Origin of the sequence: Meridianimarinicoccus zhengii, from assembly GCF_003254465.1 — a bacterium.
Taxonomy (GTDB): domain Bacteria; phylum Pseudomonadota; class Alphaproteobacteria; order Rhodobacterales; family Rhodobacteraceae; genus Meridianimarinicoccus; species Meridianimarinicoccus zhengii.
This window is the reverse complement of record NZ_QDFI01000009.1, coordinates 52,460-77,918: the sequence shown is the minus strand read 5'-3', so window position 1 is coordinate 77,918 and position 25,459 is coordinate 52,460. Positions and strand designations below refer to the sequence as shown.

The 25,459-nt window shown below is 66.8% G+C and carries 25 protein-coding genes; 15 read left to right on the top strand and 10 right to left on the bottom strand.

Going from position 1 to position 25,459, the window contains the following annotated elements; genetic code table 11:
- Positions 1-52 precede the first annotated feature (52 nt).
- The 13 genes from DDE13_RS04865 (at position 53) to dxs (ending at position 13,156) form a co-directional block, all read left to right on the top strand.
- Positions 53-940, top strand: a complete 888-nt coding sequence (locus DDE13_RS04865) for a polyprenyl synthetase family protein (protein WP_111402027.1) — start codon at positions 53-55, stop codon at positions 938-940.
- A complete protein-coding gene (locus DDE13_RS04860) occupies positions 940-2,130 on the top strand; it encodes a methyltransferase (RefSeq protein WP_222626032.1) in 1,191 nt (396 codons plus the stop codon). The genes DDE13_RS04865 and DDE13_RS04860 overlap by 1 nt, the downstream gene beginning before the upstream one ends.
- A 155-nt stretch (positions 2,131-2,285) precedes the next feature.
- Complete coding sequence (gene bchC, locus DDE13_RS04855; RefSeq protein WP_111402009.1) at positions 2,286-3,227, top strand: chlorophyll synthesis pathway protein BchC; 942 nt, start codon at positions 2,286-2,288, stop codon at positions 3,225-3,227.
- On the top strand, positions 3,224-4,255 hold the full coding sequence (locus DDE13_RS04850; RefSeq protein WP_111402008.1) for a chlorophyllide a reductase iron protein subunit X: 1,032 nt from the start codon (positions 3,224-3,226) through the stop codon (positions 4,253-4,255). Before bchC ends, DDE13_RS04850 begins: the two co-directional genes overlap by 4 nt.
- Positions 4,242-5,759: a chlorophyllide a reductase subunit Y gene (gene bchY / locus DDE13_RS04845; protein ID WP_394340282.1), complete on the top strand. Its 1,518-nt coding sequence runs from the start codon at positions 4,242-4,244 to the stop codon at positions 5,757-5,759. Before DDE13_RS04850 ends, bchY begins: the two co-directional genes overlap by 14 nt.
- Entirely contained in the window at positions 5,759-7,249 is a 1,491-nt protein-coding gene (gene bchZ / locus DDE13_RS04840; RefSeq protein ID WP_111402007.1) for a chlorophyllide a reductase subunit Z, read from the top strand. The genes bchY and bchZ overlap by 1 nt, the downstream gene beginning before the upstream one ends.
- On the top strand, positions 7,246-7,467 hold the full coding sequence (gene pufQ / locus DDE13_RS04835; protein WP_111402006.1) for a cytochrome PufQ: 222 nt from the start codon (positions 7,246-7,248) through the stop codon (positions 7,465-7,467). The genes bchZ and pufQ overlap by 4 nt, the downstream gene beginning before the upstream one ends.
- A 152-nt stretch (positions 7,468-7,619) precedes the next feature.
- Positions 7,620-7,769 (top strand): light-harvesting antenna LH1, beta subunit, encoded by a 150-nt coding sequence (gene pufB, locus DDE13_RS04830; RefSeq protein ID WP_109811280.1) that lies wholly within the window; start codon positions 7,620-7,622, stop codon positions 7,767-7,769.
- 13 nt (positions 7,770-7,782) lie between these two features.
- Positions 7,783-7,950: a light-harvesting antenna LH1, alpha subunit gene (pufA, locus tag DDE13_RS04825; protein ID WP_111402005.1), complete on the top strand. Its 168-nt coding sequence runs from the start codon at positions 7,783-7,785 to the stop codon at positions 7,948-7,950.
- A gap of 112 nt (positions 7,951-8,062) precedes the next feature.
- Entirely contained in the window at positions 8,063-8,902 is an 840-nt protein-coding gene (pufL, locus tag DDE13_RS04820; protein WP_111402004.1) for a photosynthetic reaction center subunit L, read from the top strand.
- Between the two features lie 3 nt (positions 8,903-8,905).
- Positions 8,906-9,892: a photosynthetic reaction center subunit M gene (gene pufM / locus DDE13_RS04815; protein WP_111402003.1), complete on the top strand. Its 987-nt coding sequence runs from the start codon at positions 8,906-8,908 to the stop codon at positions 9,890-9,892.
- A 2-nt stretch (positions 9,893-9,894) separates the two neighbouring features.
- Positions 9,895-11,028, top strand: coding sequence for a photosynthetic reaction center cytochrome PufC (gene pufC, locus DDE13_RS04810; protein ID WP_111402002.1), 1,134 nt, complete (start codon positions 9,895-9,897; stop codon positions 11,026-11,028).
- A 208-nt stretch (positions 11,029-11,236) separates the two neighbouring features.
- On the top strand, positions 11,237-13,156 hold the full coding sequence (dxs, locus tag DDE13_RS04805) for a 1-deoxy-D-xylulose-5-phosphate synthase (RefSeq protein WP_111402001.1): 1,920 nt from the start codon (positions 11,237-11,239) through the stop codon (positions 13,154-13,156).
- Here the strand turns inward: dxs and DDE13_RS04800 are convergent, their stop codons facing one another.
- The 8 genes from DDE13_RS04800 to guaA form a co-directional block, all read right to left on the bottom strand.
- A complete protein-coding gene (locus DDE13_RS04800; RefSeq protein WP_111402000.1) occupies positions 13,157-13,774 on the bottom strand; it encodes a TetR/AcrR family transcriptional regulator in 618 nt (205 codons plus the stop codon).
- Complete coding sequence (ppk2, locus tag DDE13_RS04795) at positions 13,767-14,660, bottom strand: polyphosphate kinase 2 (RefSeq protein ID WP_111401999.1); 894 nt, start codon at positions 14,658-14,660, stop codon at positions 13,767-13,769. Before ppk2 ends, DDE13_RS04800 begins: the two co-directional genes overlap by 8 nt.
- 26 nt (positions 14,661-14,686) lie before the next feature.
- Positions 14,687-15,646, bottom strand: a complete 960-nt coding sequence (locus DDE13_RS04790) for an alpha/beta fold hydrolase (RefSeq protein ID WP_235868589.1) — start codon at positions 15,644-15,646, stop codon at positions 14,687-14,689.
- Positions 15,630-16,547 carry a homoserine O-acetyltransferase MetA gene (metA, locus tag DDE13_RS04785; RefSeq protein WP_111401998.1) on the bottom strand — a complete coding sequence of 306 codons (918 nt, stop codon included), beginning with the start codon at positions 16,545-16,547 and terminating at the stop codon, positions 15,630-15,632. The genes DDE13_RS04790 and metA overlap by 17 nt, the downstream gene beginning before the upstream one ends.
- Positions 16,548-16,594: 47 nt before the next feature.
- Positions 16,595-17,455, bottom strand: a complete 861-nt coding sequence (locus DDE13_RS04780) for an ATPase (protein ID WP_111401997.1) — start codon at positions 17,453-17,455, stop codon at positions 16,595-16,597.
- Between the two features lie 208 nt (positions 17,456-17,663).
- Positions 17,664-18,887: an OmpP1/FadL family transporter gene (locus DDE13_RS04775; RefSeq protein WP_111401996.1), complete on the bottom strand. Its 1,224-nt coding sequence runs from the start codon at positions 18,885-18,887 to the stop codon at positions 17,664-17,666.
- An 86-nt stretch (positions 18,888-18,973) separates the two neighbouring features.
- Complete coding sequence (locus DDE13_RS04770) at positions 18,974-19,891, bottom strand: DMT family transporter (RefSeq protein ID WP_111401995.1); 918 nt, start codon at positions 19,889-19,891, stop codon at positions 18,974-18,976.
- A 75-nt stretch (positions 19,892-19,966) separates the two neighbouring features.
- Positions 19,967-21,559 carry a glutamine-hydrolyzing GMP synthase gene (gene guaA / locus DDE13_RS04765; RefSeq protein WP_111401994.1) on the bottom strand — a complete coding sequence of 531 codons (1,593 nt, stop codon included), beginning with the start codon at positions 21,557-21,559 and terminating at the stop codon, positions 19,967-19,969.
- Positions 21,560-21,715: 156 nt separating this feature from the next.
- On the opposite strand from guaA, the gene DDE13_RS04760 reads away from it, so the two are divergent.
- Entirely contained in the window at positions 21,716-23,260 is a 1,545-nt protein-coding gene (locus DDE13_RS04760; RefSeq protein ID WP_111401993.1) for a trimethylamine methyltransferase family protein, read from the top strand.
- On the opposite strand, the gene DDE13_RS04755 is transcribed toward DDE13_RS04760, so the two are convergent.
- A complete protein-coding gene (locus DDE13_RS04755) occupies positions 23,215-23,550 on the bottom strand; it encodes a DUF6477 family protein (protein WP_111401992.1) in 336 nt (111 codons plus the stop codon). The two genes, DDE13_RS04760 and DDE13_RS04755, sit on opposite strands and share 46 nt — an antisense overlap.
- 241 nt (positions 23,551-23,791) lie before the next feature.
- On the opposite strand from DDE13_RS04755, the gene DDE13_RS04750 reads away from it, so the two are divergent.
- Complete coding sequence (locus DDE13_RS04750; protein ID WP_111401991.1) at positions 23,792-24,916, top strand: DUF6456 domain-containing protein; 1,125 nt, start codon at positions 23,792-23,794, stop codon at positions 24,914-24,916.
- 15 nt (positions 24,917-24,931) lie between these two features.
- On the opposite strand, the gene DDE13_RS04745 is transcribed toward DDE13_RS04750, so the two are convergent.
- Positions 24,932-25,396 carry a hypothetical protein gene (locus tag DDE13_RS04745; protein ID WP_111401990.1) on the bottom strand — a complete coding sequence of 155 codons (465 nt, stop codon included), beginning with the start codon at positions 25,394-25,396 and terminating at the stop codon, positions 24,932-24,934.
- Positions 25,397-25,459 lie beyond the last annotated feature (63 nt).

Here is a 25,459-nt window from a genome sequence, read left to right as displayed (position 1 = left end):
CCACTGTCATTTACAGAGCGATGTACCGAAAAGCTGACAGATGGGCCGTGCCATGGATATCGACCACCGGATTGACCAAGCGGTAACGCGTGCCATCGCGCTGGGGCGGGGGGGCGTGGCGCCCACCAGGCTGGCCTCGGCGCTGGACTATGCCACGACGCCGGGGGGCGCGCGCATCCGGCCCACGATCCTCATGTCCGTGGCGCTGGCCTGCGGCGACGACCGCCCGGGCATCGCGGATGCGGCGGCGGCGGCGCTCGAACTCATCCATTGCGCAAGTCTCGTGCATGACGATCTGCCCTGTTTCGACGACGCGGCCACGCGCCGCGGCAAGCCATCGGTGCACCGCGCTTACGGCGAAGCGCTGGCCGTGCTGACTGGAGACAGCCTGATCGTGCTGGCTTTCGACGTGTTGGCTCGCGCCGGGGCGACGGACGCGACGGCGGCGGTGCGAACCAACGCGCTGGTGCTGACGCTTGCGCAGCGCACGGGGATGCCGGGCGGGATCTGCGCGGGGCAGGGCTGGGAAAGCGAGGCGGATGTGGATCTTGCCGCCTATCACAGCTCCAAGACGGGCGCGCTGTTCGTGGCGGCGACGCGTATGGGGGCGATTGCCGCGGGCCATGAAGATCCCGACGCGTGGGAAGAACTGGGCGCACGCATCGGCGCTGCCTTTCAGGTCGCCGACGACCTGCGCGACGTGCTGTACGATGCCGACACGCTGGGCAAGCCGGTGGGTCAGGACGAATTGCATGCCCGCCCCAGTGCGGTGGCGGAATACGGCGTCGATGGTGCGATCCGGCGGCTCAAGGATATTCTCGGTGGGGCTATCGCGTCGATCCCTGCCTGTCCGGGAGAGGCGGCGCTCGCGGGCATGGTGCGCGCGCAGGCGGAGCGCCTGACCCCGGTCGCCCCGGTCCACGCGCGCAGTTTTCGCTGATGGCCGACGGCGCGTTGCCGCCGGGTGGCGCCGCGCGCCCGCCCGTGGCCGTGCCTGTTGCGGCCCCGGTTCTGCCGCGCCCCATCCGTCCCTTTCGGCCCGGGTGGCTGGCGCGGCTGATCGCCCGCCCGGAATTCCAGGCCGCCGTGGCGCGGATGCCGCTGCTGCGCGGGCTGGCACGGCGCGACGGAGCGGCGCTGTTCGATCTCGTGGCAGGGTTCGTGCGCGCACAGGTGCTGCTGGCGGTGGTCGAATTGGACCTGCCCGCACGTCTGATAGACGGCCCGCGCAGGCCCGAGGATCTTGCCCGCGAAACCGATCTGCCACCCGACCGCATGGACATGCTGCTGCAGGCCGCCGCGGCGCTGAAGCTGCTGCGCCGACGCCGCGACGGCCGTTTCGACCTGGCGCGCCAGGGTGCGGCGCTGGCTGGCGTGCCGGGCGTCGCCGGGATGATCCGCCATCATGGCGCGTTCTATGCCGATATGGCCGATCCCGTGGCGCTGCTACGCGGCGAGGTGGACACCGAACTGGCTCGATTCTGGCCCTATGTCTTCGGGGCGACCGGCACGCCGCCGCCGCCCGCTGTGACGCAGGTCTATTCCGACCTCATGGCCGAGAGCCAGACACTCGTGGCGCAGGATACGCTGGCGCGCGTGCGTTTCGGGGGTGTCCGGCGCGTCCTAGACGTCGGCGGCGGTTCCGGGGCGTTCGCCGTGGCGCTGTGCACGGCACGACCGGCCATCCGGGCGACCGTGTTCGACCTGCCCGCCGTCGCGCCGCTCGCCGCGGAACGCATCGCCGCTGCGGGCCTGGCGGACCGGGTGGATTTCGTGCCGGGGTCTTTCCGGACCGATGTGCTGCCCGGTGGCGCCGACATGATCACGCTCGTGCGGGTGCTCTATGACCATGCGGACGATACCGTCGCCGCGCTGCTGTCCGCCGCGTTTGCGGCGTTGCCGCCGGGCGGCAGGCTCGTGATTTCCGAACCGATGGCGGGCGGGGACCGTCCCGACCCGGCGGGCGATGTCTATTTCGCATTCTACACGCTGGCGATGCGCACGGGCCGTGCGCGGAGTGCCGCGCGGATCGCCGATCTGTGTCGCGCTGCCGGGTTCGCGGATCTGCGCTGCCACGAATCCTTGCGTCCTTTCGTGACCTCGGTGGTCGAGGCGCGCAAAACCGGCTGACCCGTGTCAAGCCGTCGGAGCGCATTCTCTCCAAATTCTTCTCGGCGCGAACTGTCTAATTTAATTGACAGGTCGGGATGTAACTCTAAACTGACAGTCATGACCCGTCCTCGTCCGGTACCCGGATCCGGCGGTGTCAAACGGGGGGAGCCGCCATGCAGACCACAGCCGTCCTTCTGGAACAGCCGCGCAGGCTGGGACTGAGCGCGCTGGGTCTGACGGCACCCGGACCGGGTGACGCGGTGATCGAGGTGGCTCATTCGGGCATCTCGACGGGTACCGAAAAGCTGTTCTGGTCCGGGCAGATGCCGCCCTTTCCCGGCATGGGCTATCCGCTCGTGCCCGGCTACGAATCCGCGGGCGAGGTGGTGGAGGCCGGGCCGGACTCGGGCTTGCGCGTCGGCGATCATGTCTTCGTGCCGGGCGCCAATTGCTATGACGGCGCCCATGGCCTGTTCGGCGGCGCCGCGCGGCGGCTGGTCAGCGCGGGCGACCGCACGGTAAAGATCGATTCGACCCTTGGTGCCACCGGGGCCCTTCTTGCGCTGGCCGCCACGGCGCGCCACGCCATGGCGGGGCTGGACAAGGCGATGCCCGACCTAATCGTAGGCCATGGCACGCTGGGCCGTCTGCTCGCGCGCCTGACCGTCGCTGCCGGGGCGCCCGCGCCGACTGTCTGGGAGATCGACGCAGACCGGCGCGATGGCGCGTTCGGATACGACGTGATCGACCCCGCTGACGATCCGCGGCGCGATTACCGCGCAATTTATGACGCATCGGGAAACGGTGCGCTGCTGAACGACCTGGTGGGCCGCATCGTGAAAGGCGGCGAGATCGTGCTGGCGGGGTTCTACACCGCGCCGCTCAGCTTCGCCTTCCCGCCGGCCTTCATGAAGGAAGCCCGCTTCCGCATCGCCGCCGAGTGGACCCGTGCCGACCTGACCGCGACTCGTGCGCTGGTCGAGAGCGGCGCGCTGTCGCTGGACGGTCTCATCACCCACACACGGGCCGCCGAAGACGCCGCCGCGGCTTACGAGACCGCGTTTGCCGACCCGGCCTGCCTGAAAATGATCCTCGACTGGAGAGCTGTCGCATGAGCCTTGACGATACACCGGCAAAGCCCGCCACGACCGCGGTTCCGAACCTCAAAGATTTCGACTCGCGCCTGCGCGACGAGGCCGCCGAGCCCACGCTCGAAGTGCCGCAGGGCGAGCCGACGAAGCACACCCAGATCATCGCGATCTACGGCAAGGGCGGGATCGGCAAGTCCTTCACGCTGGCCAACCTGAGCTGCATGATGGCGGAACAGGGCAAGCGCGTCCTGCTGATCGGGTGCGACCCGAAGTCCGACACGACCTCGCTGCTGTTCGGCGGCAAAGCTTGCCCGACGATCATCGAAACCTCGACCCGCAAGAAACTGGCGGGCGAGGAAGTCGCTATCGGCGACGTGTGCTTCAAGCGCTCCGGCGTCTTCGCCATGGAACTTGGGGGGCCCGAGGTCGGGCGCGGCTGCGGCGGACGCGGCATCATCCACGGCTTCGAACTACTTGAAAAGCTGGGCTTCCACGACTGGGATTTCGACTATGTGCTGCTCGATTTCCTCGGCGACGTGGTCTGCGGCGGCTTCGGTCTGCCCATCGCGCGGGACATGGCGCAGAAGGTGATCCTCGTCGCCTCCAACGACCTGCAATCGCTCTATGTGGCGAACAACGTCTGCTCAGCGGTACAGTATTTCCGCAAGATGGGCGGGAATGTCGGCGTCGCCGGTCTGGTCATCAACAAGGACGACCATTCGGGCGAGGCGCAGGCCTTTGCCAAGGCGGTGAACATCCCCGTGCTGGCGGCGATCCCCGCCGACGACGACTTGCGCAAGAAATCCGCGAACTACCAGATCGTGGGCACGTCCGAGTCCCGCTGGGGGTCGCTCTTCGCCGAACTGGCGGACGCCGTGTCGCTGGCACCGCCGGGACACCCGAACCCGCTGGACCAGGACGGGCTTCTGGGTCTGTTCGACAGCAAGGACACCGGCGGCGACGTGGTGCTGGAACCCGCGACCGATGCCGACATGCGCGGCAAGAAGAGCGCGCCGCGCGAAAGCCTTGAAGTGGTCTATGACGATGCCTGAGGCCGAAATACCCACCATCGCTGACCCGGAGGCCGGCACTTGCCACGCCCCCGGCGAGCAGATGCAGGCAAAGGCGCGCGCGTCCGGCATGGCCGAGATCCTCGACCAGTATGCCGCAGACTATCCCAAGGGGCCGCATGACCAGCCACAAAGCATGTGCCCGGCCTTCGGCTCCTTACGTGTAGGCCTGCGGATGCGCCGCGTGGGCACGATGCTGTCCGGCTCGGCCTGCTGCGTCTACGGCCTGACTTTCGTCAGCCATTTCTACGGCGCGCGGCGGTCGGTGGGCTACGTGCCGTTCAATTCCGAGTCTCTCGTGACCGGCAAGCTGTTCGAGGATATCCGCGACGCGGTGCACGAGATGGCCGACCCGGATCGCTATGACGCGATCGTGGTGACGAACCTCTGCGTGCCGACCGCGTCGGGCGTGCCGCTGCGGCTCCTGCCGACGGAAATCAACGGCGTGCGCATCGTGGGCATCGACGTGCCGGGGTTCGGCGTGCCGACCCATGCGGAAGCCAAGGATATCCTTGCAGGGGCCATGCTGAACTATGCCCGTGCCGAGGCCGAAGCCGGCCCGGTGCCGCGGCCGACCGGCGGCACGGCCGACCGACCCGCCGTGGCGCTGATGGGCGAGATGTTCCCGGCCGATCCTGTGGTGATCGGGCAGATGCTGTCGCCCATGGGGCTGGCCGCCGGGCCGGTCGTCCCCTGCCGCGAATGGCGCGAATTGTATGCCGCGCTCGATTGCGGCGTCGCCGCGGCGATCCATCCGTTCTACACCGCTGCCGTGCGCGAGTTTCACGCGGCAGGCCGCAAGGTCGTCGGGTCTGCGCCGGTGGGCCATGACGGCACCGCCGCCTGGCTGGCGGCCATTGGCGATGCCTACGGAATCGCGGCGGACAAGGTGGCCGAGGCGCAGAACGCCGTGCTGCCGGCCATCCGTGGCGCGCTGGCGGCTACACCCCTCGATGCGACGATCACGCTGTCGGGCTATGAGGGATCGGAGCTGCTGGTCGCACGCCTGCTGATCGAAAGCGGCGCGCGGGTCCCCTATGTGGGCACGGCGTGTCCCAAGACCCCGTGGTCCGAGGCGGATGCCGCCTGGTTGGCGGATCGCGGTGTGAAGGTGACCTTCCGTGCGAGCCTCGAAGACGATCTCGCGGCGATGGAGGCGGTGAAACCCGACCTTGCCATCGGTACGACCCCGGTGGTGCAGAAGGCGAAAGAGGCGGGTATCCCGTCGCTTTACTTCACGAACCTGATCTCGGCCCGGCCGCTCATGGGCCCGGCGGGTGCGGGCAGCCTTCAGGAAGTCGTCATCGCGGCCATCGGCAACCGAGACCGCATGGGCAAGATGCGTGAATTCTTCGAAGGCTCTGGGCAGGGCGATACGGCAGGCATCTGGGAAGGTGCGCCGAACCTTCGGCCCGACTTCCGCGAAAGCCACCAGAAGAAGCTCGACAAGCAAGCGCGCGCCGCCAAGGCGCAGGAGATGATCTGATGCTGATCCAGGATCATGATCGCGCAGGGGGCTACTGGGGCGCGGTCTATGCCTTCACCGCCGTCAAGGGCTTGCAGGTCGTCATCGACGGCCCGGTGGGCTGCGAGAATCTGCCGGTCACATCCGTTCTGCATTATACCGATGCACTGCCGCCGCACGAGTTGCCGATCGTGGTGACCGGGCTTGGCGAGGGCGAGATGGGATCGGGCACCGAGGAGGCGATGAAACGCGCCTGGGAAGTGCTTGACCCCGCCCTGCCGGCCGTCGTCGTCACGGGCTCCATCGCCGAGATGATCGGCGGGGGGGTCACGCCGCAGGGCACGAACATCCAGCGCTTCCTGCCGCGCACCATCGACGAGGACCAGTGGCAGTCCGCCGACCGGGCGATGACTTGGATCTTCACGGAATTCGGCCAGACCAAGGGCCGGATGCCAAAGGAGACCAAGCGCATCGAGGGCGAGGCGCCGCGGGTCAACATCCTCGGGCCGATGTACGGCACGTTCAACATGCCCTCGGACCTGGCCGAGATTCGGCGTCTGGTCGAAGGTATCGGCGCCGAGATCAACATGGTGATGCCGCTGGGCAGCCATCTGGCCGAGATGCGCAATCTCGTGAACGCCGACGTCAACGTGGTGATGTACCGCGAATTCGGGCGCGGGCTGGCGGAGGTGCTGGGCAAGCCGTACCTTCAGGCACCCATCGGGATCGAGTCCACCACGCGGTTCCTGCGCAAGCTGGGCGAACTGACCGGGCTGGACCCGGAACCGTTTATAGAACGTGAAAAACACTCGACGCTGAAGCCCGTTTGGGATCTGTGGCGGTCGGTGACGCAGGATTTCTTCGCCACCGCCAGTTTCGGGATCGTCGCGAACGAGACCTATACCCGCGGCATCCGCCAGTATCTGGAAACCGATCTCGGGTTCCCCTGTGCCTTCGCCGTCGCGCGCTGTGCCGGCACCAAGACCAACAACCCGGAGATCCGGTCGATGATCGCGCAGCGCCGCCCGCTGGTGGTGATGGGCTCGATCAACGAGAAGATCTACATGGCCGAAGGCACGGCCGGGCACGGACCGAAGCCGTCTTTCATCCCGGCTTCGTTCCCCGGTGCCGCCATCCGGCGCGCGACCGGCACGCCCTTCATGGGGTATGCGGGGGCTACCTACCTGCTGCAGGAAATCTGCAACGGCCTGTTCGATGCGCTCTTCCACATCCTGCCGCTCGGCAGCGATCTGGATGGCGCCGCCGCGACACCGTCCACGCTGCGCCGCGATCTGCCCTGGGACAACGACGCCCAGGCGGCGCTTGATCGCATCGTGGCCGAACACCCGATCCTGACACGGATTTCCGCGGCCAAATCCCTGCGCGATGCGGCCGAGGCCTCGGCGCTGGCGCAAGGCGCGACCCATGTCGATCTGAATACCGTCGAGGCGCTGCAACCCGCAGGCCGCCGCGACCCATCGCTCACCCAGACCGGAGGACCTCGTCCATGACCGATTTCACCTCGGACCATACGACCCAGCGCCGCCCCATGCGCCGCGGGGCGGAGTTCCACCTTTATTTCGCGCTGATCTTCCTGCTGGCGCTGCCCTTTTCCACCGCCGGCTGGGTGATGGACATCGCGGCGCGCCGGACGCTGAACCTGCACGGGCCGCTCGCGCGCGCCTGGGCGGAAGCGGACCGGATCACGCCGCTGATCTTCTCGGTCTGACGACCGGGACCTGAACTTCCCGGTCCGAGGACCGGGATCACGATCTGTCCGCCCGGACACGGGCGGTCAGAACCCGGCGGGGACTTGCGCCCCAATGGACGACCCGGCCGCAGGGTTTGCGGCTTTCGGCTAAACGATCCGGAGGAAAGTTTATGGCTGATGATACCGACCTGTCGTTCACAGGTCTCACCGACGAACAGGCGCAGGAACTGCACTCTGTCTACATGAGTGGGCTCTGGCTCTTCTCTGCGGTGGCGGGCGTCGCCCACCTCGCAGTGCTCATCTGGCGCCCCTGGTTCTGAGGAGGATCAAGATATGGCAAAATTCTACAAGATCTGGCTCATCTTCGATCCGCGCCGCGTGTTTGTCGCACAAGGCGTCTTCCTGTTCCTTCTGGCAGCGATGATCCATCTCGTCCTGCTCAGCACGGACAGCTACAACTGGTTTGAAATCTCGGCCGCCAAGTACGAGCGCGTCCAGTAAACCGGTCCGCCGCGGGCGGCCGGGTCCGCCCGATCGCCCGTGGCAAACCATCAAGGCAACACGACGGCTGAGGACCCCGCAAAGGGTCGGCCGCCAAACGCGGAGACAGAAGATGGCGTTGCTCAGCTTCGAAAGAAAATATCGCGTCCGCGGGGGGACGCTGATCGGCGGGGATCTCTTCGATTTCTGGGTAGGTCCCTTCTACGTGGGCTTCTTCGGGGTCACGACCGCCTTTTTTGCCCTGCTTGGCACCGTCCTGATCTTCTGGGGCGCGTCGCAGCAAGGCACGTTCAATCCCTGGCTCATCAACATAGCACCACCGGACCTGAGCTATGGTCTGGGCATGGCACCGCTCATGGAGGGCGGGCTGTGGCAGATCATCACGATCTGCGCCATGGGCGCCTTCGTCAGCTGGGCGCTGCGCGAGGTCGAGATCTGCCGCAAGCTGGGCATGGGCTATCACGTCCCCGTCGCCTTCAGCTTCGCGATCCTCGCCTATGCGACGCTCGTCATCTTCCGCCCGCTTCTGATGGGCGCGTGGGGGCACGGCTTTCCCTATGGTATCTTCAGCCATCTCGACTGGGTCAGCAACACCGGCTACGCCTATCTGCACTTCCATTACAACCCGGCGCACATGCTGGCGGTGACCTTCTTCTTCACCACGACGCTGGCGCTGGCGCTGCATGGCGCGCTGATCCTGTCGGCGGCCAATCCCGAGAAGGGCGAGGAAGCCAAGTCGCCCGACCACGAGGACACGTTCTTCCGCGATTTCATCGGCTACTCGGTCGGCACGCTGGGCATCCACCGCGTGGGCCTGCTTCTGGCGCTGAACGCGGGCTTCTGGTCGGCGGTCTGCATCATCATCTCGGGCCCCGTCTGGACCAAGGGCTGGCCGGAATGGTGGAACTGGTGGCTCACGCTGCCGATCTGGCCCTCGCAGATAGGAATGTGAACAATGGCTGACTATCAGAACATCTTCACCCAGGTGCAGGTGCGCGGGCCCGTCGAGATGGGCATGACCACCGATTTCGGCACCCAGGACGAACGCGCGGGCAAGGGCGGATTCTCGACCTTGCTGGGCTGGATCGGCAACGCGCAGCTTGGGCCCATCTACCTTGGCTGGTTCGGGATCATCTCGCTGGTGACGGGCACGCTGTGGCTCAACATCATCGGGTTCAACATGCTGGCGCAGGTCGGCTGGTCGATCCCCGAGTTCATTCGCCAGTTGTTCTGGCTGGCGCTCGAACCGCCGAGCCCGGAATACGGCCTGACCATGCCGCCGCTGAACGATGGCGGCTGGTACATCATCTCGTCCTTCTTCCTGCTGATCTCGGTCATGTGCTGGTGGGCGCGCAGCTACCACCTCGCGCAGCAGCACAAGATGGGCAAGCACGTGGCCTGGGCCTTCGCCGCGGCGATCTGGCTGTTCCTCGTGCTGGGCCTGTTCCGTCCCATCCTGATGGGGTCGTGGTCCGAGGCGGTGCCCTATGGCATCTTCCCGCATCTCGACTGGACCACGGCGTTCTCGATCCGCTACGGGAACCTCTACTACAACCCGTTCCACGCGCTTTCGATCGTGTTCCTCTACGGCTCCGTGCTGTTGTTCGCGATGCACGGCGCCACGATCCTGGCCGTGACCCGCTATGGCGGCGACCGGGAACTGGAGCAGATCTACGACCGCGGCACCGCATCGGAACGCGCCGCCCTGTTCTGGCGCTGGACCATGGGCTTCAACGCCACGATGGAAGGCATCCACCGCTGGGCGTGGTGGTTCGCGGTCCTGACCCCGATCACCGGCGGGATAGGCATCCTGCTGACGGGAACGGTCGTGGACAACTGGTTCATCTGGGCGCAGGAACACCACTTCGCGCCGATGTATGACGGCAGCTATGGCTACGCGGATTACGGATCCTACGAAGCCTTCATCGGGCAGGGAGAGTAATCATGCTACCCAAGAACTGGATCCCCGAGTGGTTCGATGACTGGAACGCCCAGCATCCGACCAAGAACCTGCTCAAGCCGGCCATCCTGGTCGGCGTGGGCGGCACCGCGGTCTTCGCCGTCGCCATGTTTGCAAGCTGGGGAAATCCGCTGCCGAACGAAAGCCTGCAGACGGGCCCACGTGGCACCGGCATGTCGGTGACCAAGTTCACAGCGGACCTGGATACGCCCGACCCCGCCATCGACGAATACTACGCCGAACCGCCCTATGAGGTGGCCTCCGATGAACCGCTGGCGCGGGACATCTATGAAAACGTGCAGGTTCTGGGCGATCTGACCGAGGGCAATTTCAACCGGCTCATGAACTCCATCACGCTGTGGGTGTCCCCGGACGAGGGTTGCACGTACTGTCATGAGGGCGCAAACGAGGGCAATTATGCGGATGACGACCTGTATACCAAGGTTGTTGCGCGCAGCATGATCCAGATGACCCAGTCGATCAACGACGACTGGTATGGTCATGTGAACGCCAACGCGGAGGTCGGGGTGACCTGCTACACCTGCCACCGCGGCCAGAACGTGCCCAGCAATGTCTGGTTCCGGATCGCGCCCGTCAACGAAGGGGTGGCCGGCTGGTCGGCGGTGCAGAACCGTGCGACCGTGCAAAGCCAGTTCACCTCGCTGCCGTCGGACGCGCTGGAGACGTACCTGCTCGAATACGAACCGATCAACGTGCACACCCTTCAGGCCCATCCGATCGATGGCCCGTCGGATCCGGGCGCGCGGACATGGCAGGACACGGAGCGGACCTATTCGCTCATGAACTACTTCTCCAATTCGCTGGGCCGCAACTGCGTGTTCTGCCACAACAGCCGCGCGTTCTACGACCCCGCGCAGGTGACCCCGCAATGGGCCACGGCCTCGCTCGGGATCGCGATGGTGCAGGAGTTGAACAACGACTGGCTCGTGCCGCTGACGGACGTGCTGCCGGAACACCGGCTGGGTCCGATCTATGCAGACGTGCCGAAGGTCGCGTGCAAGACCTGCCACCAAGGCTATCAGAAGCCGCTGCAGGGCACGAACGTGATCGCCGATTACCCGGAACTCGCCGCACCCGGCGCACCGGTCTACGACTGAGGGACCGGCCCCCGCGCGGGGCCGCTCTCACCCGGGTCCGGTCCCCGTGCAGGGGGGCCGGGCGCTTCGGGGCCAAGGCCCCGGTTCCCTTCCTGTGGCGACAGGAACGGCGCTGTGTCGGTCCGCCGATGCAGCGCCGGTAGGAACCCACCGCTGCACCCGTTTCCCGGTATCCCTGTCCCGCCCCCGCGACCGAAGGAACCCCGCCATGACCCGTCCCCTGACCCCCACGCTCGACCGCGTTGCAGGCCCCGCCGATCTGCGTGTGCTGAGCGATGTCGATCTTGGTCGCGTCGCGCAGGAACTGCGCACCGAGGTGATCGACGCCGTCAGCCATACGGGCGGGCATCTCGGCTCCAGCCTCGGGGTGGTGGAACTGTCCGTGGCGCTCCATGCCGTGTTCGACACGCCGCGCGACAAGCTGGTGTGGGACGTGGGCCACCAGTGCTATCCGCACAAGGTGCTGACCGGGCGGCGCGACCGTATCCGCACCCTGCGCCAGAAGGGCGGGCTGTCGGGCTTTACCAAGCGCGCCGAAAGCGAATACGATCCGTTCGGGGCGGCGCACTCGTCCACGTCGATTTCCTCGGCGCTCGGTTTCGCCGTCGCGCGCGACATGGGCAAGCCGACAGGCGACGCCATCGCCGTGATCGGCGACGGGTCGATCAGCGCCGGAATGGCCTATGAGGCGCTCAACAACGCGGGCGCGCATGGCCGGCGGCTGTTCGTGATCCTGAACGACAACGAGATGTCGATCGCTCCGCCCACGGGCGCCATGTCGGCCTATCTGTCCGGGTTGTACGGTAGCGAACCGCTGGCCAAGATGCGCAGCCTTGCCGAAGGGTTCGAGGCGGCGCTGCCCGCGCCCATGCGTGACGGCGCGCGCCGTGCAAGGCAGCTTGTCACCGGCCTTGGCGGACAGGGCACGCTGTTCGAGGAACTTGGCTTCGATTACGTGGGCCCCATCGACGGGCACGACATGGTCCAGCTTCTGAGCGTGCTCCGCGCAGTACGGGCGCGGGCGACGGGTCCGGTGCTGATCCATGCCTGCACGGTCAAGGGCAAGGGCTACGCACCTGCGGAGGCATCGGCGGACAAGTATCACGGGGTGGCGAAATTCGACGTGGCGACCGGCGCGCAGCAGAAATCCAAGCCCGCAGCCCCCAGCTATACGTCGGTCTTCGGAAAGGCGCTGACCGAGGCCGCGTCGCGCGACCCCGATATCGTGGCAGTCACCGCGGCGATGCCCGGCGGCACCGGGCTGAACACCATGGCCGACCGGTTCCCGGCGCGTGTCTTCGACGTGGGCATCGCGGAACAGCACGCCGTGACCTTTGCAGCCGGGATGGCCGCGTCGGGGCTGAAGCCGTTTTGCGCGATCTATTCGACCTTCTTGCAGCGCGGATATGACCAGGTGGTCCATGACGTGGCATTGCAGGGTCTGCCGGTGCGCTTTGCCATCGACCGCGCCGGGCTGGTGGGCGCGGACGGGCCGACCCATGCCGGCGCGTTCGATCTGGTCTACCTGTCGGCGCTGCCGGGGATGACCGTGATGGCCGCGTCGGACGAGGCGGAACTGATGCACATGGTGGAAACCGCAGTCGCGCATGACGCCGGGCCCATCGCCTTCCGCTATCCGCGCGGCAACGGCACGGGCGTGGCGCTGCCCGAACGCGGGAAGGTGCTGGAAATCGGCAAGGGCCGGATCGTGCGCGAAGGGTCCGACGTGGCCTTCCTGTCGCTCGGCACGCATCTTGCGGAGACGCTGGAGGCCGCCGACCTGCTGCAGCGCGACGGGATCAAGGCCACCGTGGCCGATGCCCGTTTCGCAAAGCCGCTCGACCGCGCGCTTCTGGCCGATCTGGCGGCGTGGCACGGCGCGCTTGTCGTGATCGAGGAAGGCGCGCAGGGCGGTTTCGGGTCCATGGTGCTGCACGAACTGGCCGCGACCGGGGCGCTGGACGGCAAGCTGCGCGTGCGCTGCGTGCATCTGCCCGACCGCTACATCGACCAGGCGAGCCCGGCGGAGATGTACGCCGATGCGGGCATGAGCGCGCAGGACATCGCGGCGACGGCACGTCAGGCGCTCGGGTTGGCGGACAAGGTCGTGCGGCTCAACCGCGCCTGATCAGGTATCGGGCGGGATCAGCCCCAGCCCGCGCAGATAAATGCCCACGCCCGTTTCCAGCAGGTCCTCGGGCGGGTAGGGCGCCCGCCCGCCGGGCGCCCCTCGCGCGAACAGCTCCACCACGCCGTGCGACAGCGCCCAGACATGGGCGCTGACCATTGCTGCGGGGGGACGCTTTTCGGGCGGAATGTGGCGGGCCAGTTCCATCGCGGCGCGTTCCAACACGCCGCGCGACCGTTCCGCCGCGCGCGCCAGATCCGCCGACGCGTTGACCGGGATGCCGCTTTCGAACATCGCCACGTAATGGCCGGGATACTTGCGCGCGAAGGCGAGATAGGCGCGCCCTGTGGCTTCGAACGCCGCAAGCGCCGTGGGCCGCCCGTCGTCATAAGCGAATTCCATCAGGTCCGCGAAGATGGCGTAGCCCTGGAGTGCCGCCTCGGCGATTAGCGCCTCGCGCCCGTCGAAATGGCGGTAGACCGCTGCCGGGGTGACGCCCGCGAGCTTGGCCGCTTCGGACAGGGTGAAGCCCATGGGTCCGCGTTCCGCTATGAGCTCGAGCGCCGCATCGACCAGCGCCTGCCGCAGATTGCCATGGTGATAGCCGCGCTTAGGCATCCCAGAGGTCCGGCCCGCCGCAGATCTTCGGGTCGGGCGCCTGCACCACGTCGTCGTTGCGCCCGGCATAGGGCACGGCCGACAGCACCGCCCGGATCGCGGCGATGCGCGCGCGGCGCTTGTCATCGGCCTTGATGACCGTCCACGGGGCGTGGTCGAAATGAGTGGCCGCGAAGGTTTCGCGGATCGCCGCCGAATAGGCGTTCCAGCGGCGCAGCCCGTCCACGTCGATCTGGCTGAGCTTCCACTGTTTCAGCGGATCGGATTCGCGGTCGAGAAACCGGCGCAGCTGTTCGGCCTGCCCCACGTTGAGCCAGAGTTTCACAAGGTGGATGCCATCCTGCACGAGCGCGCGTTCGAAGCCCGGCACCTGCTGAAAGAACAGGTCGCGTTCGGCGGTGGTGCAGAAATCGAACACCCGTTCCACCACCGAGCGATTGTACCACGACCGGTCGAACAGCGCGATCTGGCCCGCCGTGGGCAGTTGCGCGATGTAGCGCTGGAAATACCATTGCCCCGCTTCGGTCGGGCTGGGCCGCGGCAGGGCGATGACGCGGGCGACGCGTGGATTGAGATTCTCGCGGAACCGCTTGATCGTGCCGCCCTTGCCGGCGGCGTCGCGGCCTTCGAACAGCACGACCACCCGTGCGCCGCTGTCCTGCACCCAGTGCTGAAACCGCGCCAGTTCGATCTGGAGGGCGTAGAGCGTGGCGGCGTAATCGTCCGCGTCCATCCGCGCGTCATAGGGGTAGTGCGGGCCGAGGATCGTCTTGCGATCCGGGGTGATCGCCGCGCGCACTTCGGGGGGGGCCTCGGTTTCGAAAAAACGCGTGATCGCACCTTCGAAGGGCAGGCTATGCGGCGGCGGGGCAGGCTGGTCTGTCATCCGGTATGGCTACAGGGGCGACCGGATCAGCGCAATCCTGCCCGCGCCGCGGCCCGGTCGATGGCGGCCACGGCGGCCGCGGGGTCGCTGTGATGGGGCATGTGACCGACCCCTTCGAGCGCAGTCAGGTTCGCGCCCGGCACCAGCGCCGCGAGCGGCCCGGAATGGACGGCGAGCGGCACGATCGTGTCTGCGGTGCCGTGCACCAGCTCGACCGGCAGCGACAGCAGCGGGTAGCGTTCCGACAGGGCCACGACATGGGGCCGCAACCCGTTCACCTGCCGCGCATTGGCGCGCAGGATATCGCGGCGCATGGCCATGGGCAGACCGAAATGGTCCGCATAGCCGTCGGGCATGGGCTGCGGTGCGAAGATGCCCGCCAGCACGGTCTCGGCATAGGACAGCGGCGCCCAGGCGGTGATGAGCGGCACGACGACCGCGGCGCCCAGCGGGTTCGCATTGACCCGGTAGCTGGCGTTCAGCGTGCCGGGCCAGGGCATGGACGCCCCGGCCAGCAGCACGACACCGGCCAGCGTGTCGGGCTGCGTGACGGCCCAGGCCATGGCGACCGACCCACCGAAACTGTGACCGAGCACGATGGGTGTGTGGACATCGAGTTGCCGAGCCGCCGCCTGTAACAGGGTCGCCTGCGCCTGCGGGCTGTCGAAGGGCTGGCCCTGCGTGTCCCGCATGTCGGTCCAGCCGTGGCCGGGCCGGTCGAAGGCGATGACGCGATAGCGATCCTCCAGCCGCCCGACGAGATCAAAGGTGAAATCCCGCAGGCTGCCGCCCGCACCGTGGATCAGCACGACGTCCGGCCCGCTGCCCGACACATGGGCATGGACCTTCACCCCGCCCACGTCGAGCAACTGTCCCGCAGGCGGCCACGCGGCTTCGGCCGCCGCTTCGCGCGCGCCGGCCCGGAAATGGGTCGCCATGCCCGCCGCCACGGCAAGCGCCGCGGCGAAGCTAGCGACCGATTTCATCGATATCATAGGGTGTCGTCTGGTAAATCTGGTTGATCCAGTTGCCGTAGAGCAGATGCGCATGGCTACGCCAGCGGTTCCGCGGCGTGCGGGACGGGTCGTCGTTCGGGTAATAGTTGCCGGGCACGTTGATGACCTTTCCCGCTTCTATGTCGCGGTCGTATTCTTCCTTCAACGTGTGATTGTCGTATTCGAAGTGGTTGAAGATATAGAGCGCGCGATGCGCGTCGTCCTGCACGAGGCAGGGGCCGACCTCGTCGCTGCCCAGAAGCGTCACCAGCCCCGGCACCGCATCGATTTCCGACTGGCGCATTTCCGTCCAGCGCGACACCGGGATCACGAACTCGTCCGAGAACCCGCGCAGATAGGGCGACGCGGGGGCATAGTTTTCATGCCGGAAACAGCCGAACGCCTTGCGGTCGAGCATGTGTTTCTGAACGCCGTGGAAATGGTGGATCATCGCCATCCCGCCCCAGCACACGCCGAAGGTCGACAGCACGTTGGTTTGGGTCCAGTCCATGACCTCCTGCAACTCGTCCCAATAGGTCACCGCCTCGAAGGGCAGGTGTTCGATCGGCGCGCCTGTGATGATGAACCCGTCGAATTTCTGGTGCTTGATGTCCTGGAAGGGGCGATAGAACGCCTCCATGTGCTCGGCGGAGGTGTTCTTCGACTCGTGTTCGGTCATGCGCACCAGCGTCAGGTCGATCTGCAGCGGCGTCGCGCCGATCAGCCGGGCGAATTGCGTCTCGGTCTGGATCTTCTTGGGCATCAGGTTGAGAAGCCCGATGCGCAGGGGGCGGATGTCCTGCTGCGCTGCGGCCAGATCGCTCATGACCATGACGCCCTCGCGTGCGAGCACGTCGTGGGCGGGCAGGTCGGATGGGATCTTGATGGGCATGGCTCGGGCAGGGTCCGGTACTGGGAAGTCCTCAGATAGACTGCCGGTCAGTCCTGCTCAAGGCTTGTGGCGACAAGCTCGACGAACCCGTTGGCATCCCGCACCTGCGCCAGCTGGTCCGCATCGATGGTCACGCCCCAGTTGCGGGCCATCGCGGCATAGCGCGGTTGGCGGTGCGCGAGCGCCTGCGCATAGGTCCAGCGCACGAAGGCGTCGGGATCGACCTCGCGTTCTGTCAGGCGGTTCTCGTCCAGGTATTGCTGCCATTTCGCGGTCAGGAAATCCGGCTGGTAATACATGGGCTTGGGCGCGCGGTCGAAGCGGCGCACCAGTTCCGCCGTGTGGGCATCCGACCCGCGCAGCCAGATCAGCAGCGTCTCGTCGGTCAGGGCGCTCAGCACCGGGTCATCGGGATCGTCCGGGTCAACGACCTCGCAGATCGATCCGCTGCTGTCGCAGACGAAATTTGTATAGCCATAGATATCCTCGGCCCGGCGGATGAAATGGGACGTGTCCATGAGCGCCGCGATCTCGGCGGCGCGGTGCTGCTCCTGGCGGATCATGTATTCGGCAAAGGGCAGGCCGCCCTTGTCGGGGTTGCCGGGTTTGCCGAGATAGGTGGACAGCGGCGCGAGATTGTCGAAGGTGATGTTGGACGAGATGTAGATCGAATCCGACAGCAGCAATTCGCGCAGGAACGGGTTGCGCATCGCTTCGCGCTTGAAGTTGTCGACGATGTGCTCGCCCATGTAGCGGGTGCCGATGCGGTAGTCCACGGAGTAGTGGAACCAGCCGCCGGACGCGCGCAACATGTTGGAAATATGGGTTTTCCCAAGTCCGGACATGCCGAACATCAGCAGCTTGCGTCCGGTCATGTTGCGCCATTCGTCGGCGGTGGGTCGTGCCATCGGTCATCCCCGCGATGTTTCGCGGAAGCCCTAGCAGGGCGGGGATGGCGGGCTCAAGCCAAAGCGCGTTGGCGACGCGAAAAGGGGGCCGCATTGGCTGCGGCCCCCGGTTTTTGAGGTGTCGGACTCTTGTATGACTCTCGTATGATTTCCGTATGACGCGCGTCGGCGGGTCGCGCGGCCCTTTCCACGGTCCGCGCGCGCAGGATCAGAAGGAGTACCCGACCCGGAAGCCGAACGCGATCGCGTCGTTGTCGGTGAAATCGGCGCGGGCCACGTCCGGTGTGCCGGTTTCGGGCTTCGCGTCGCCGAGCCAGAAATAGCGCACGCCTGCCGAATACTCGACCGCGCCCACGGTGTAGGTGCCACCCAGGGCCACGGCGGTGTAGCCCTTGGTCGGGGACAGCGGCGACACGAGGTTGTCGCCTTCCACGATGTCGCGGACAACCGAGGCGCGCGCGGCGAAGGCGGGGGTGAAGCGGCGCGCGATCCCGATTTCATAGGTATGCGCGTCGTCGATGGACACGAGCTGCGATCCGGTCACGGCCGCGAACTGGTCGGGGTTGATCTTGAACTCGGACCAGTCCGCCCAGCGGTAGTTGGCGAAGACGAGCGTGTCTTTCGCGACGCCGGACTGGAGGTTCACGTTGACCGATTGCGGCGTGTCCACGCTGGTCGTGCTGCCGGAGAAGCTGGCGGTGCGTCCGCCCGCGCCCCGGAAGGTTTCGGTCGTGTCGAAGTCGTGGGTGATCTTCGACGTGTAGGTCACGGCGAGCCGCAGGGCGATGTCGGGGATCTCATAGGCGGCGCCAAGCTGGAAACCATAGCCCCAGTCCTGATCCAGTTCGACCTCGTAGCCCGAGACGGCGTTGGTCGTCCGGGCGCCGCCGGTCAGGCCGCTGATCTGGGCCGCGGTCAGCGGTGCGCCGGTCGGCCCGAATGCCGTCGATCCGCCATAGGCGAGCCCATCGAGCCGGATGCTGCCATCCGCGCGGTCGGCGCGAACGCCGCCATGGACCGAGAAATTCTCGGTCAGCTTGTAACGGGCCAGAAGCGACAGGGCATAGGTGTCGGCCACCGCCGAGGTGCCGCCCAGAAGGCTGGTGCCGGGATTACCGTCGTAGTTGATGTCGGACCCGTAATCCTGCTGCCCGGTGAAGGCGAGGCTGAAGCGGTCGTTCACGTCGTACTTGATGCCGAAATTGAACAGCGTGAAGCTGTCGGCCACGCCGGTGTAGTCGTAGCGGCCGGGCAGGGCGCTTGGCCGGTCGGTGCCCGTCACGTCGGGGACCGTGCGCGACACACCGATCTCGGCGTAGTTGCCATCCCGGAAGATGATGTCGTTGGCGTTGGCGGCGCGGTCGATTCCGCCCGCCGCCGCGCCCTGCGCGCCGATGGCCGTCAGGACCAGTGCCGTGGTGGTGATGCGCATGCCCGTGTCTCCCCCCGATATGGATGCTTTACGCTGTCAGCTGGCTTAGGATCACGCGTATTTACCGGTCAACGTGCAACGTCACGTCACGGCAACTTGCGACGTGACGTTCCTGCCACGTGCGGCGCACGGCGCGGCCAGAGGTTCACGAGGTTCCCGCCGAGAATCACCGCGCTGCCCAGCAGAACGAAGGGATCGAGCCCTTCGAGATAGAGCACTGCGCCCAGCGTCGCCGTGATCGGCAGGCGCAGGAATTCCACGGGCATGACCAGCGTCGCGGGCGCGAGCGACAGCGCGGTGGTCAGGAAGACATGCGCCAGAAGCCCGGCCAACCCCACGACGATCACGAAGGGCAGGGCACGCGCATCGGGCAGGGCCATCGCCCCATCATGGAGCGCCATCACCAACCCCATCACAAGCTGCATCGCGGTGAGCCAGAACATGATGCAGAGCGTGGTCTGGTCCGCGGTCAGCTTGCGGGTCGCCAGCGCGACGCCCGCGAAGCAGAACGCGGCCCCGAGGGCGGCGAGCGTGCCCGCGTTCACCGGCATCAGGCCCGGCCGCACCACCAGAAGGATGCCCGCGAAGCCAAGGGCGACCGCGACGGCCCGTTGCAGGGTCATGCGTTCGCCCAGCAGGAAGGGGGCGGCGAGCGCCACCCAGATCGGGTAGGAGAATTCGAGCACCGCGACCTGCGCCAGCGGGATCACGGTCAGCGCGTAGAGCCACAGGTTCTGGCCCGCGAAATGGCACAGGTTACGCGCGCCGTGTAGGCCCAGCCGGTCGCGCCGGATGTCGCCCCAGCGCCGGCGCAGGGTGATGACGCCGCACACGAGCACGATGCCGATGATCGAGCGGTAGGTCATGATCTCGAACGTGTCGAGACTGCGCCCGGCCTCGCGCCCCGCGACGGCCATGGCCGCGAAACTGCACACCGCCGCGAGCGCCCAGAGCACGGCCTTGATCTGGTCCGCGCGGGGCGGGGTGGGGCGGGATACGGTCATGGGGCGCGGGTGACGCCATGGGCGTGCGGTGTCAAGGGCTTGGACGTTTCCGGTGTCAGCTGCGCGGCGCCGGGATCATTCCCATTCGATGGTGCCGGGGGGCTTGCTGGTGATGTCATAGGTCACGCGGTTGATCCCCGGCACCTCGTTGATGATCCGGGTCGCGGTTTCGCCGAGGAAATCGTGGCTGAACGGGTAATAGTCGGCGGTCATGCCATCGACCGAGGTCACCGCCCGCAACGCGCAGGCGAAATCATAGGTGCGCCCGTCGCCCATCACGCCCACGGTGCGCACCGGCAGGATCGCCACGAAGGCCTGCCAGATGTCGTCATAAAGTCCGTGGCGGCGGATCTGGTCGATGAAGACCGCATCGGCCTTGCGCAGGATGTCGAGCTTTTCGCGCGTGATCTCGCCGGGGCACCTTATCGCAAGGCCCGGACCGGGAAAGGGGTGGCGCCCGATGAAGCTGTCGGGCAGGCCCAGTTCGCGCCCCAAGGCGCGAACCTCGTCCTTGAAGAGTTCGCGCAGGGGTTCGACGAGCTTGAGGCCCATCTTTTCGGGCAGGCCGCCCACGTTGTGGTGGCTTTTTATCGTCACGGACGGGCCGCCCGAGAAGCTGACCGATTCGATCACGTCGGGATAAAGCGTGCCCTGTGCCAGGAATTCGGCCCCGCCCACATCGGTCGCGTGTTTCTGGAACACGTCGATGAAGAGCGAGCCGATGATCTTGCGCTTGCGTTCCGGGTCGGACTGACCGTCGAGCGCGTTCAGAAACAGGTCCGATTCGTCGGCGTGGATCAGCGGGATGTTGTAATGATCGCGGAACATGGTGAGGACCTCGTCCGCCTCGCCCTGCCGCAGAAGGCCGTGATCGACGAAGACGCAGGTGAGTTGGTCACCGATGGCTTCATGGATCAGCACGGCGGCGACCGACGAATCGACGCCGCCGGACAGCCCGCAGATGACCTTGCCGTCGCCGACCTGCGCGCGGATCCTGGCGATGGCCTCGGCGCGGTAGGCGGCCATGGTCCAGTCGCCGGTGAAGCCCGCCATGCGCACGAAGTTTTCCAGCATGGTGCGGCCGTTCGGGGTGTGGTGCACCTCCGGGTGGAACTGCACGGCGTAGAAATGGCGCGTCTCGTCGGCGATCATGGCGAGGGGCGCGCCCTGGGAGGTGCCGATGACCTCGAAGCCGGGGGCGAGGGCGGTGACGCGGTCGCCGTGGCTCATCCAGACCTGTTCGCGGCCCGTTTCCGTGAACAGGCCCGCGAAGATGCCGTCGCGCCGGTGGCCCTCGGCGGGGCTGACGAAGGCGCGGCCGTATTCGGCGTGGTGGCCGCCTTCGACGCGGCCGCCAAGCTGCTCCATCATCACCTGCTGGCCGTAGCAGATGCCGAAGACGGGCACGCCCATGTCGAACAATGCCTGCGGGGCGCGCGGGCTGCCGGGACGGGTGACGCTGTCGGGGCCGCCCGACAGGATCACCGCGCGGGGGGCGAGCGCCGCGAGGCTGTCGTCGGTCACCGACTGGTAGGGATGGATTTCGCAGTAGACGTTGAGTTCGCGCAGGCGGCGCGCGATGAGTTGCGTCACCTGGCTGCCGAAATCGACGATCAGCAACAGGTCATGCCGGATCTGGGGGCGGGTCTGGGGGTCTGGCTGGCGCATGTGCGCCGCTTAGGGCCAAGCCCCCGGCGGATCAAGCGGCTTTGCGTGCCGGATGTCGCATTGGTGGTGGGAAGCGGCGCAAACCGGCACGGAGTGCCGCGGCACGCGGGGGATAGGTCGGGGCGGAACAATACGACAGATGAACGGGGTGCGATCATGGCGGAACTGGCACGGCGGCGCGGGCGCGCAGGCGGCGGCGGGGCCGCCCGGCGCGCGGAACGGTCGGCTGTCTCGGTGGAGACCGCGCAGGTCATCGACCGGCTGATCCCGACACTGGATCTGTTCAGCAGCGAGGCGCTGGAGCGGATCGAGGATGCCGCTGAACAGGTTCTGGAAGAGATCGGCGTGAATTTCGTCGAGAACCCTGCGGCACTTGACCGCTGGCGCGACGCGGGTGCGGACGTGCAGGGCGAACGGGTGCATTTCCCGCGAGGGCTGTTGAAGGCGCTATGTGCCACGGCACCGCGCGAATTCACGCAACTGGCGCGCAACCGTGACAAGTCGGTGGTGATCGGCGGCGACCGGCTGGTGCTGGCGCCGGTCTACGGCCCGCCTTTCGTGCTCGACCTCGATGGCACGCGGCGCTATGCGACCCTGTCTGATTTCCATGATTTCGTGAAGATCGGTCAGATGACCCCGTGGCTGCACCATTCCGGCGGCACGGTCTGCGAGCCTACGGACATTCCCGCCAACAAGCGCCATCTCGACATGCTGCTGGCGCACATGACCCTGTCGGACAAGCCCTTCATGGGGTCGGTGACCGAACCCGAACGTGCGCGCCACAGCGTGGAGATGTGCGAGATCCTGTTCGGTGCCGACGTGGTGGCCAACAACACGGTGCTGACCTCGCTCATCAACGTGAATTCGCCGCTGACCTTCGACAGCACGATGATGGGCGCGCTGGAGGTCTATGCCGCCGCCGGTCAGGCCTGCATCCTGTCGCCCTTCATCGTGGGCGGGGCCATGTCGCCGGTGACGGTGGCGGGCACACTGGTGCAGGTGCTGGCCGAGGTGATGGTCGCCATCGGCTACAGCCAGTTGATCCGCCCCGGTGCGCCGGTGATCTTCGGCGCGTTCGTGACGTCGATCGACATGAATTCCGGTGCGCCCACATTCGGCACGCCCGAGGCGTCGCAGATCATCTATGGGGCGGGGCAATTGGCGCGGCGGCTGGGCGTGCCGTTCCGGTCCGCGGGCAGTTTCACCGGATCGAAGCTGCCCGACGCGCAGGCGGGGTTCGAGACCGCCAATTCGCTGAACACAGGGCTGCTGGCCGGGGTGAACTTCATGCTCCATGCCTGTGGCTGGCTGGAAGGCGGGCTTGTCGTATCGCTGGAGAAATTCGTGATGGATGCCGACCAGCTTGGGGCGCTGCACCGGCTGGCGCAGACCCCCGCGGTTGACGATGCGACCATGGCGCTCGATGCACTGCGCGAGGTCGGGCCGGGCGGGCATTACCTAGGCTGCGCGCACACACAGGCCAATTTCAAGACGGCCTTCTGGCGCAGCGGCGTATTGGATTATCGCCCGTTCGAGACATGGGAAGACGCGGGGCGCCCGGATACCCGGATGCTGGCCAATGCGAAGGCGCGACAAATGTTGCAGGACTATGTCGAGCCGACGCTCGATCCCGCCATCCGCGAGGCGTTGCAGGCCTACATCACCACGCGCAAGACCGAGGTCGCCGACGCCTTTTCCTGACGGCGCGCGGGGCGCGCGGCGAGCGCCTGTCCCTCGGCGATCAGCGCGGCCAGCACGCGCACGTGGCGTTCGACGCCATAACCGGCATGCCGTTCGCGCCGTGCCGCTTCAAGCCCTTGTTCCAGAACGAAAAGCGCCATGACCGTTTCGGCCGGGCCGGTCGGTACCGGGTCGCCGAGCAACGGCCGCAACATGGTTTCGCGGCGGTAATGCGCGCTTGCGATCTGCGCGGCGGTCACCAGCAGACGGGGGCGGTTGAGGGTGTTCAGAAGGCTTTGCGGGTCGTTCATGGTGCGCTCCTTTGCGGGTCATGAACGAAGACTGCGTTGCAACCACAGGGTGTTGCATCCTTGCCGGTCGAGCGGACGGAATGCTTAGCAACATTTAGGCATTATAAACAATGCTTAAGACTGCGACCAATTTTAATAAACCTGAAATGATCGTTGCTTCAGGTTTCGGGCATGCAGCCGGGCGGGATCGCCGAAGGCCTGGCGGCAGGAAACGAGGAGTAAACGCGTGACGAAACTGGCGATGATGTCACCAGGATCGGTGCGATCGGAGGAATGGGTGCCAGAGGCCGCGGTCCACTACCTGTACCACACGGAGCTTGGTCGGTCGATCCGTGAGATCGCCCGCGAGACCGGCTACCACGCCTCGACCGTACTGCGACGGGTGCGCCGTTGCGAGAACCGTCGCGACGATCCGCTTGTGGACGGTGCCTTCGATCGTCTCAGCGTTATGGGGGCCGCGCGTGCCCCGATCAGCAATGCCAACAAGGAGTGCCTTTCGATGACCGCGACAATCCAGGCCCAGTTCACAGCCGATCCCGCCAACGACATTTCCGATGCGGCGTTCCGGGTGCTGCGGCGGCTGGCCGAAACCGGCGCGGTGCTGGCCGTGGCGCAAGACCTCGACAAGGCGGTGGTGGTGCGCGACCTGCCCGGCGGCAAGAGCGCGCAGACGACCGTGGTCGCACGGGCTGTGGCCGAGGTGATGGCGCTGAACGAATGGATCGCGGCGATGCCGTCCGCGGGCCGGATTTCACGCTATGCCATCACGGCGTTGGGCCGGTCGGCCCTGAAGCGGATGCTGGAGCAGAATGGCGCGGACGAAGCCCCTGACGGAATGGCGGAAGACGCCCAGCCCTTCGCCGCGCAGCACCGGGATTGGGACACGGGCCGGTCGCGGGATGCCGATGGCGTGCGCAAGGTGAAGTACAATCTTGCGGAATCGCCGCTGAGCGCGCTGGCCCGCCGGCGCGACAAGGATGGCAAGCTGTTCCTGTCGGATGACCTTGTGGCCGCGGGGGAGCGCCTGCGCGAGGATTTCGAACTGGCGCAGATGGGGCCGCGCGTGGCGCAGAACTGGGACAGCTTCATGACCGGGCCGCAGAAAGGCGGCTATCGCCATGGCGGCGGCCGGTCGGGCGGGGCGCAGGCGGCATCGGACCGCGTGCATGCGGCGCTGGCGGACCTTGGGCCGGGGCTGGGCGACGTGGCGCTGCGCTGCTGCTGCTTTCTCGAGGGGATCGAGACCACCGAGAAGACGATGGGATGGTCGGCGCGGTCGGGCAAGATCGTGCTGCGCATCGCCCTTCAGCGGCTCAGGCGGCACTACGACGAAACGGGCGGTTCCGGCCTGTCGATGATCGGCTGAGCAATTGCCGGGCGATCAGCGCGTCACCGAACGGCTGGTGTTCGCACCCGTCACGGTGATGCGGCGCACGCCGTCGAGGTCGCTGTCCGACAGGAAGATCGCGGCGTCCACTTCGCGCAGGGTGACGGGGCCTGTCGGTGCGGGGACCGGGTTGCCTTCGGCGTCGACCGGGGGCCAGCCGCGCAGCACGTAGCGCCGTTCGGTCGATGCCGTGTCGCTTCCGGTTTCGCGGCGGAGCGCGATGTCCCACCAGCCCTGGGTCGCCGTGACGCCGGTCACGCGCAGGATCGCCCCGCCCGGTGTCGGTTCCATCGTCACGCGGGTCACATCGGACACGAGCGGGCGACTGTCGGCGAAGGGGACCGGATAGCCGCCCTCGGGCTCCAGCGTGGTGTCATCCTGCCGCGAACATGCGCTTGTTACGGCAAGCACAAGGGCCAGCGACAGAAGACGAAGGGCAGGGGCAAATCGGATCCGCATGGACAGTCGCGTAGCCCAAACCATTGGCCTTGGGAAGGGGCTGGACGGCGTGCGGCCGCGGGC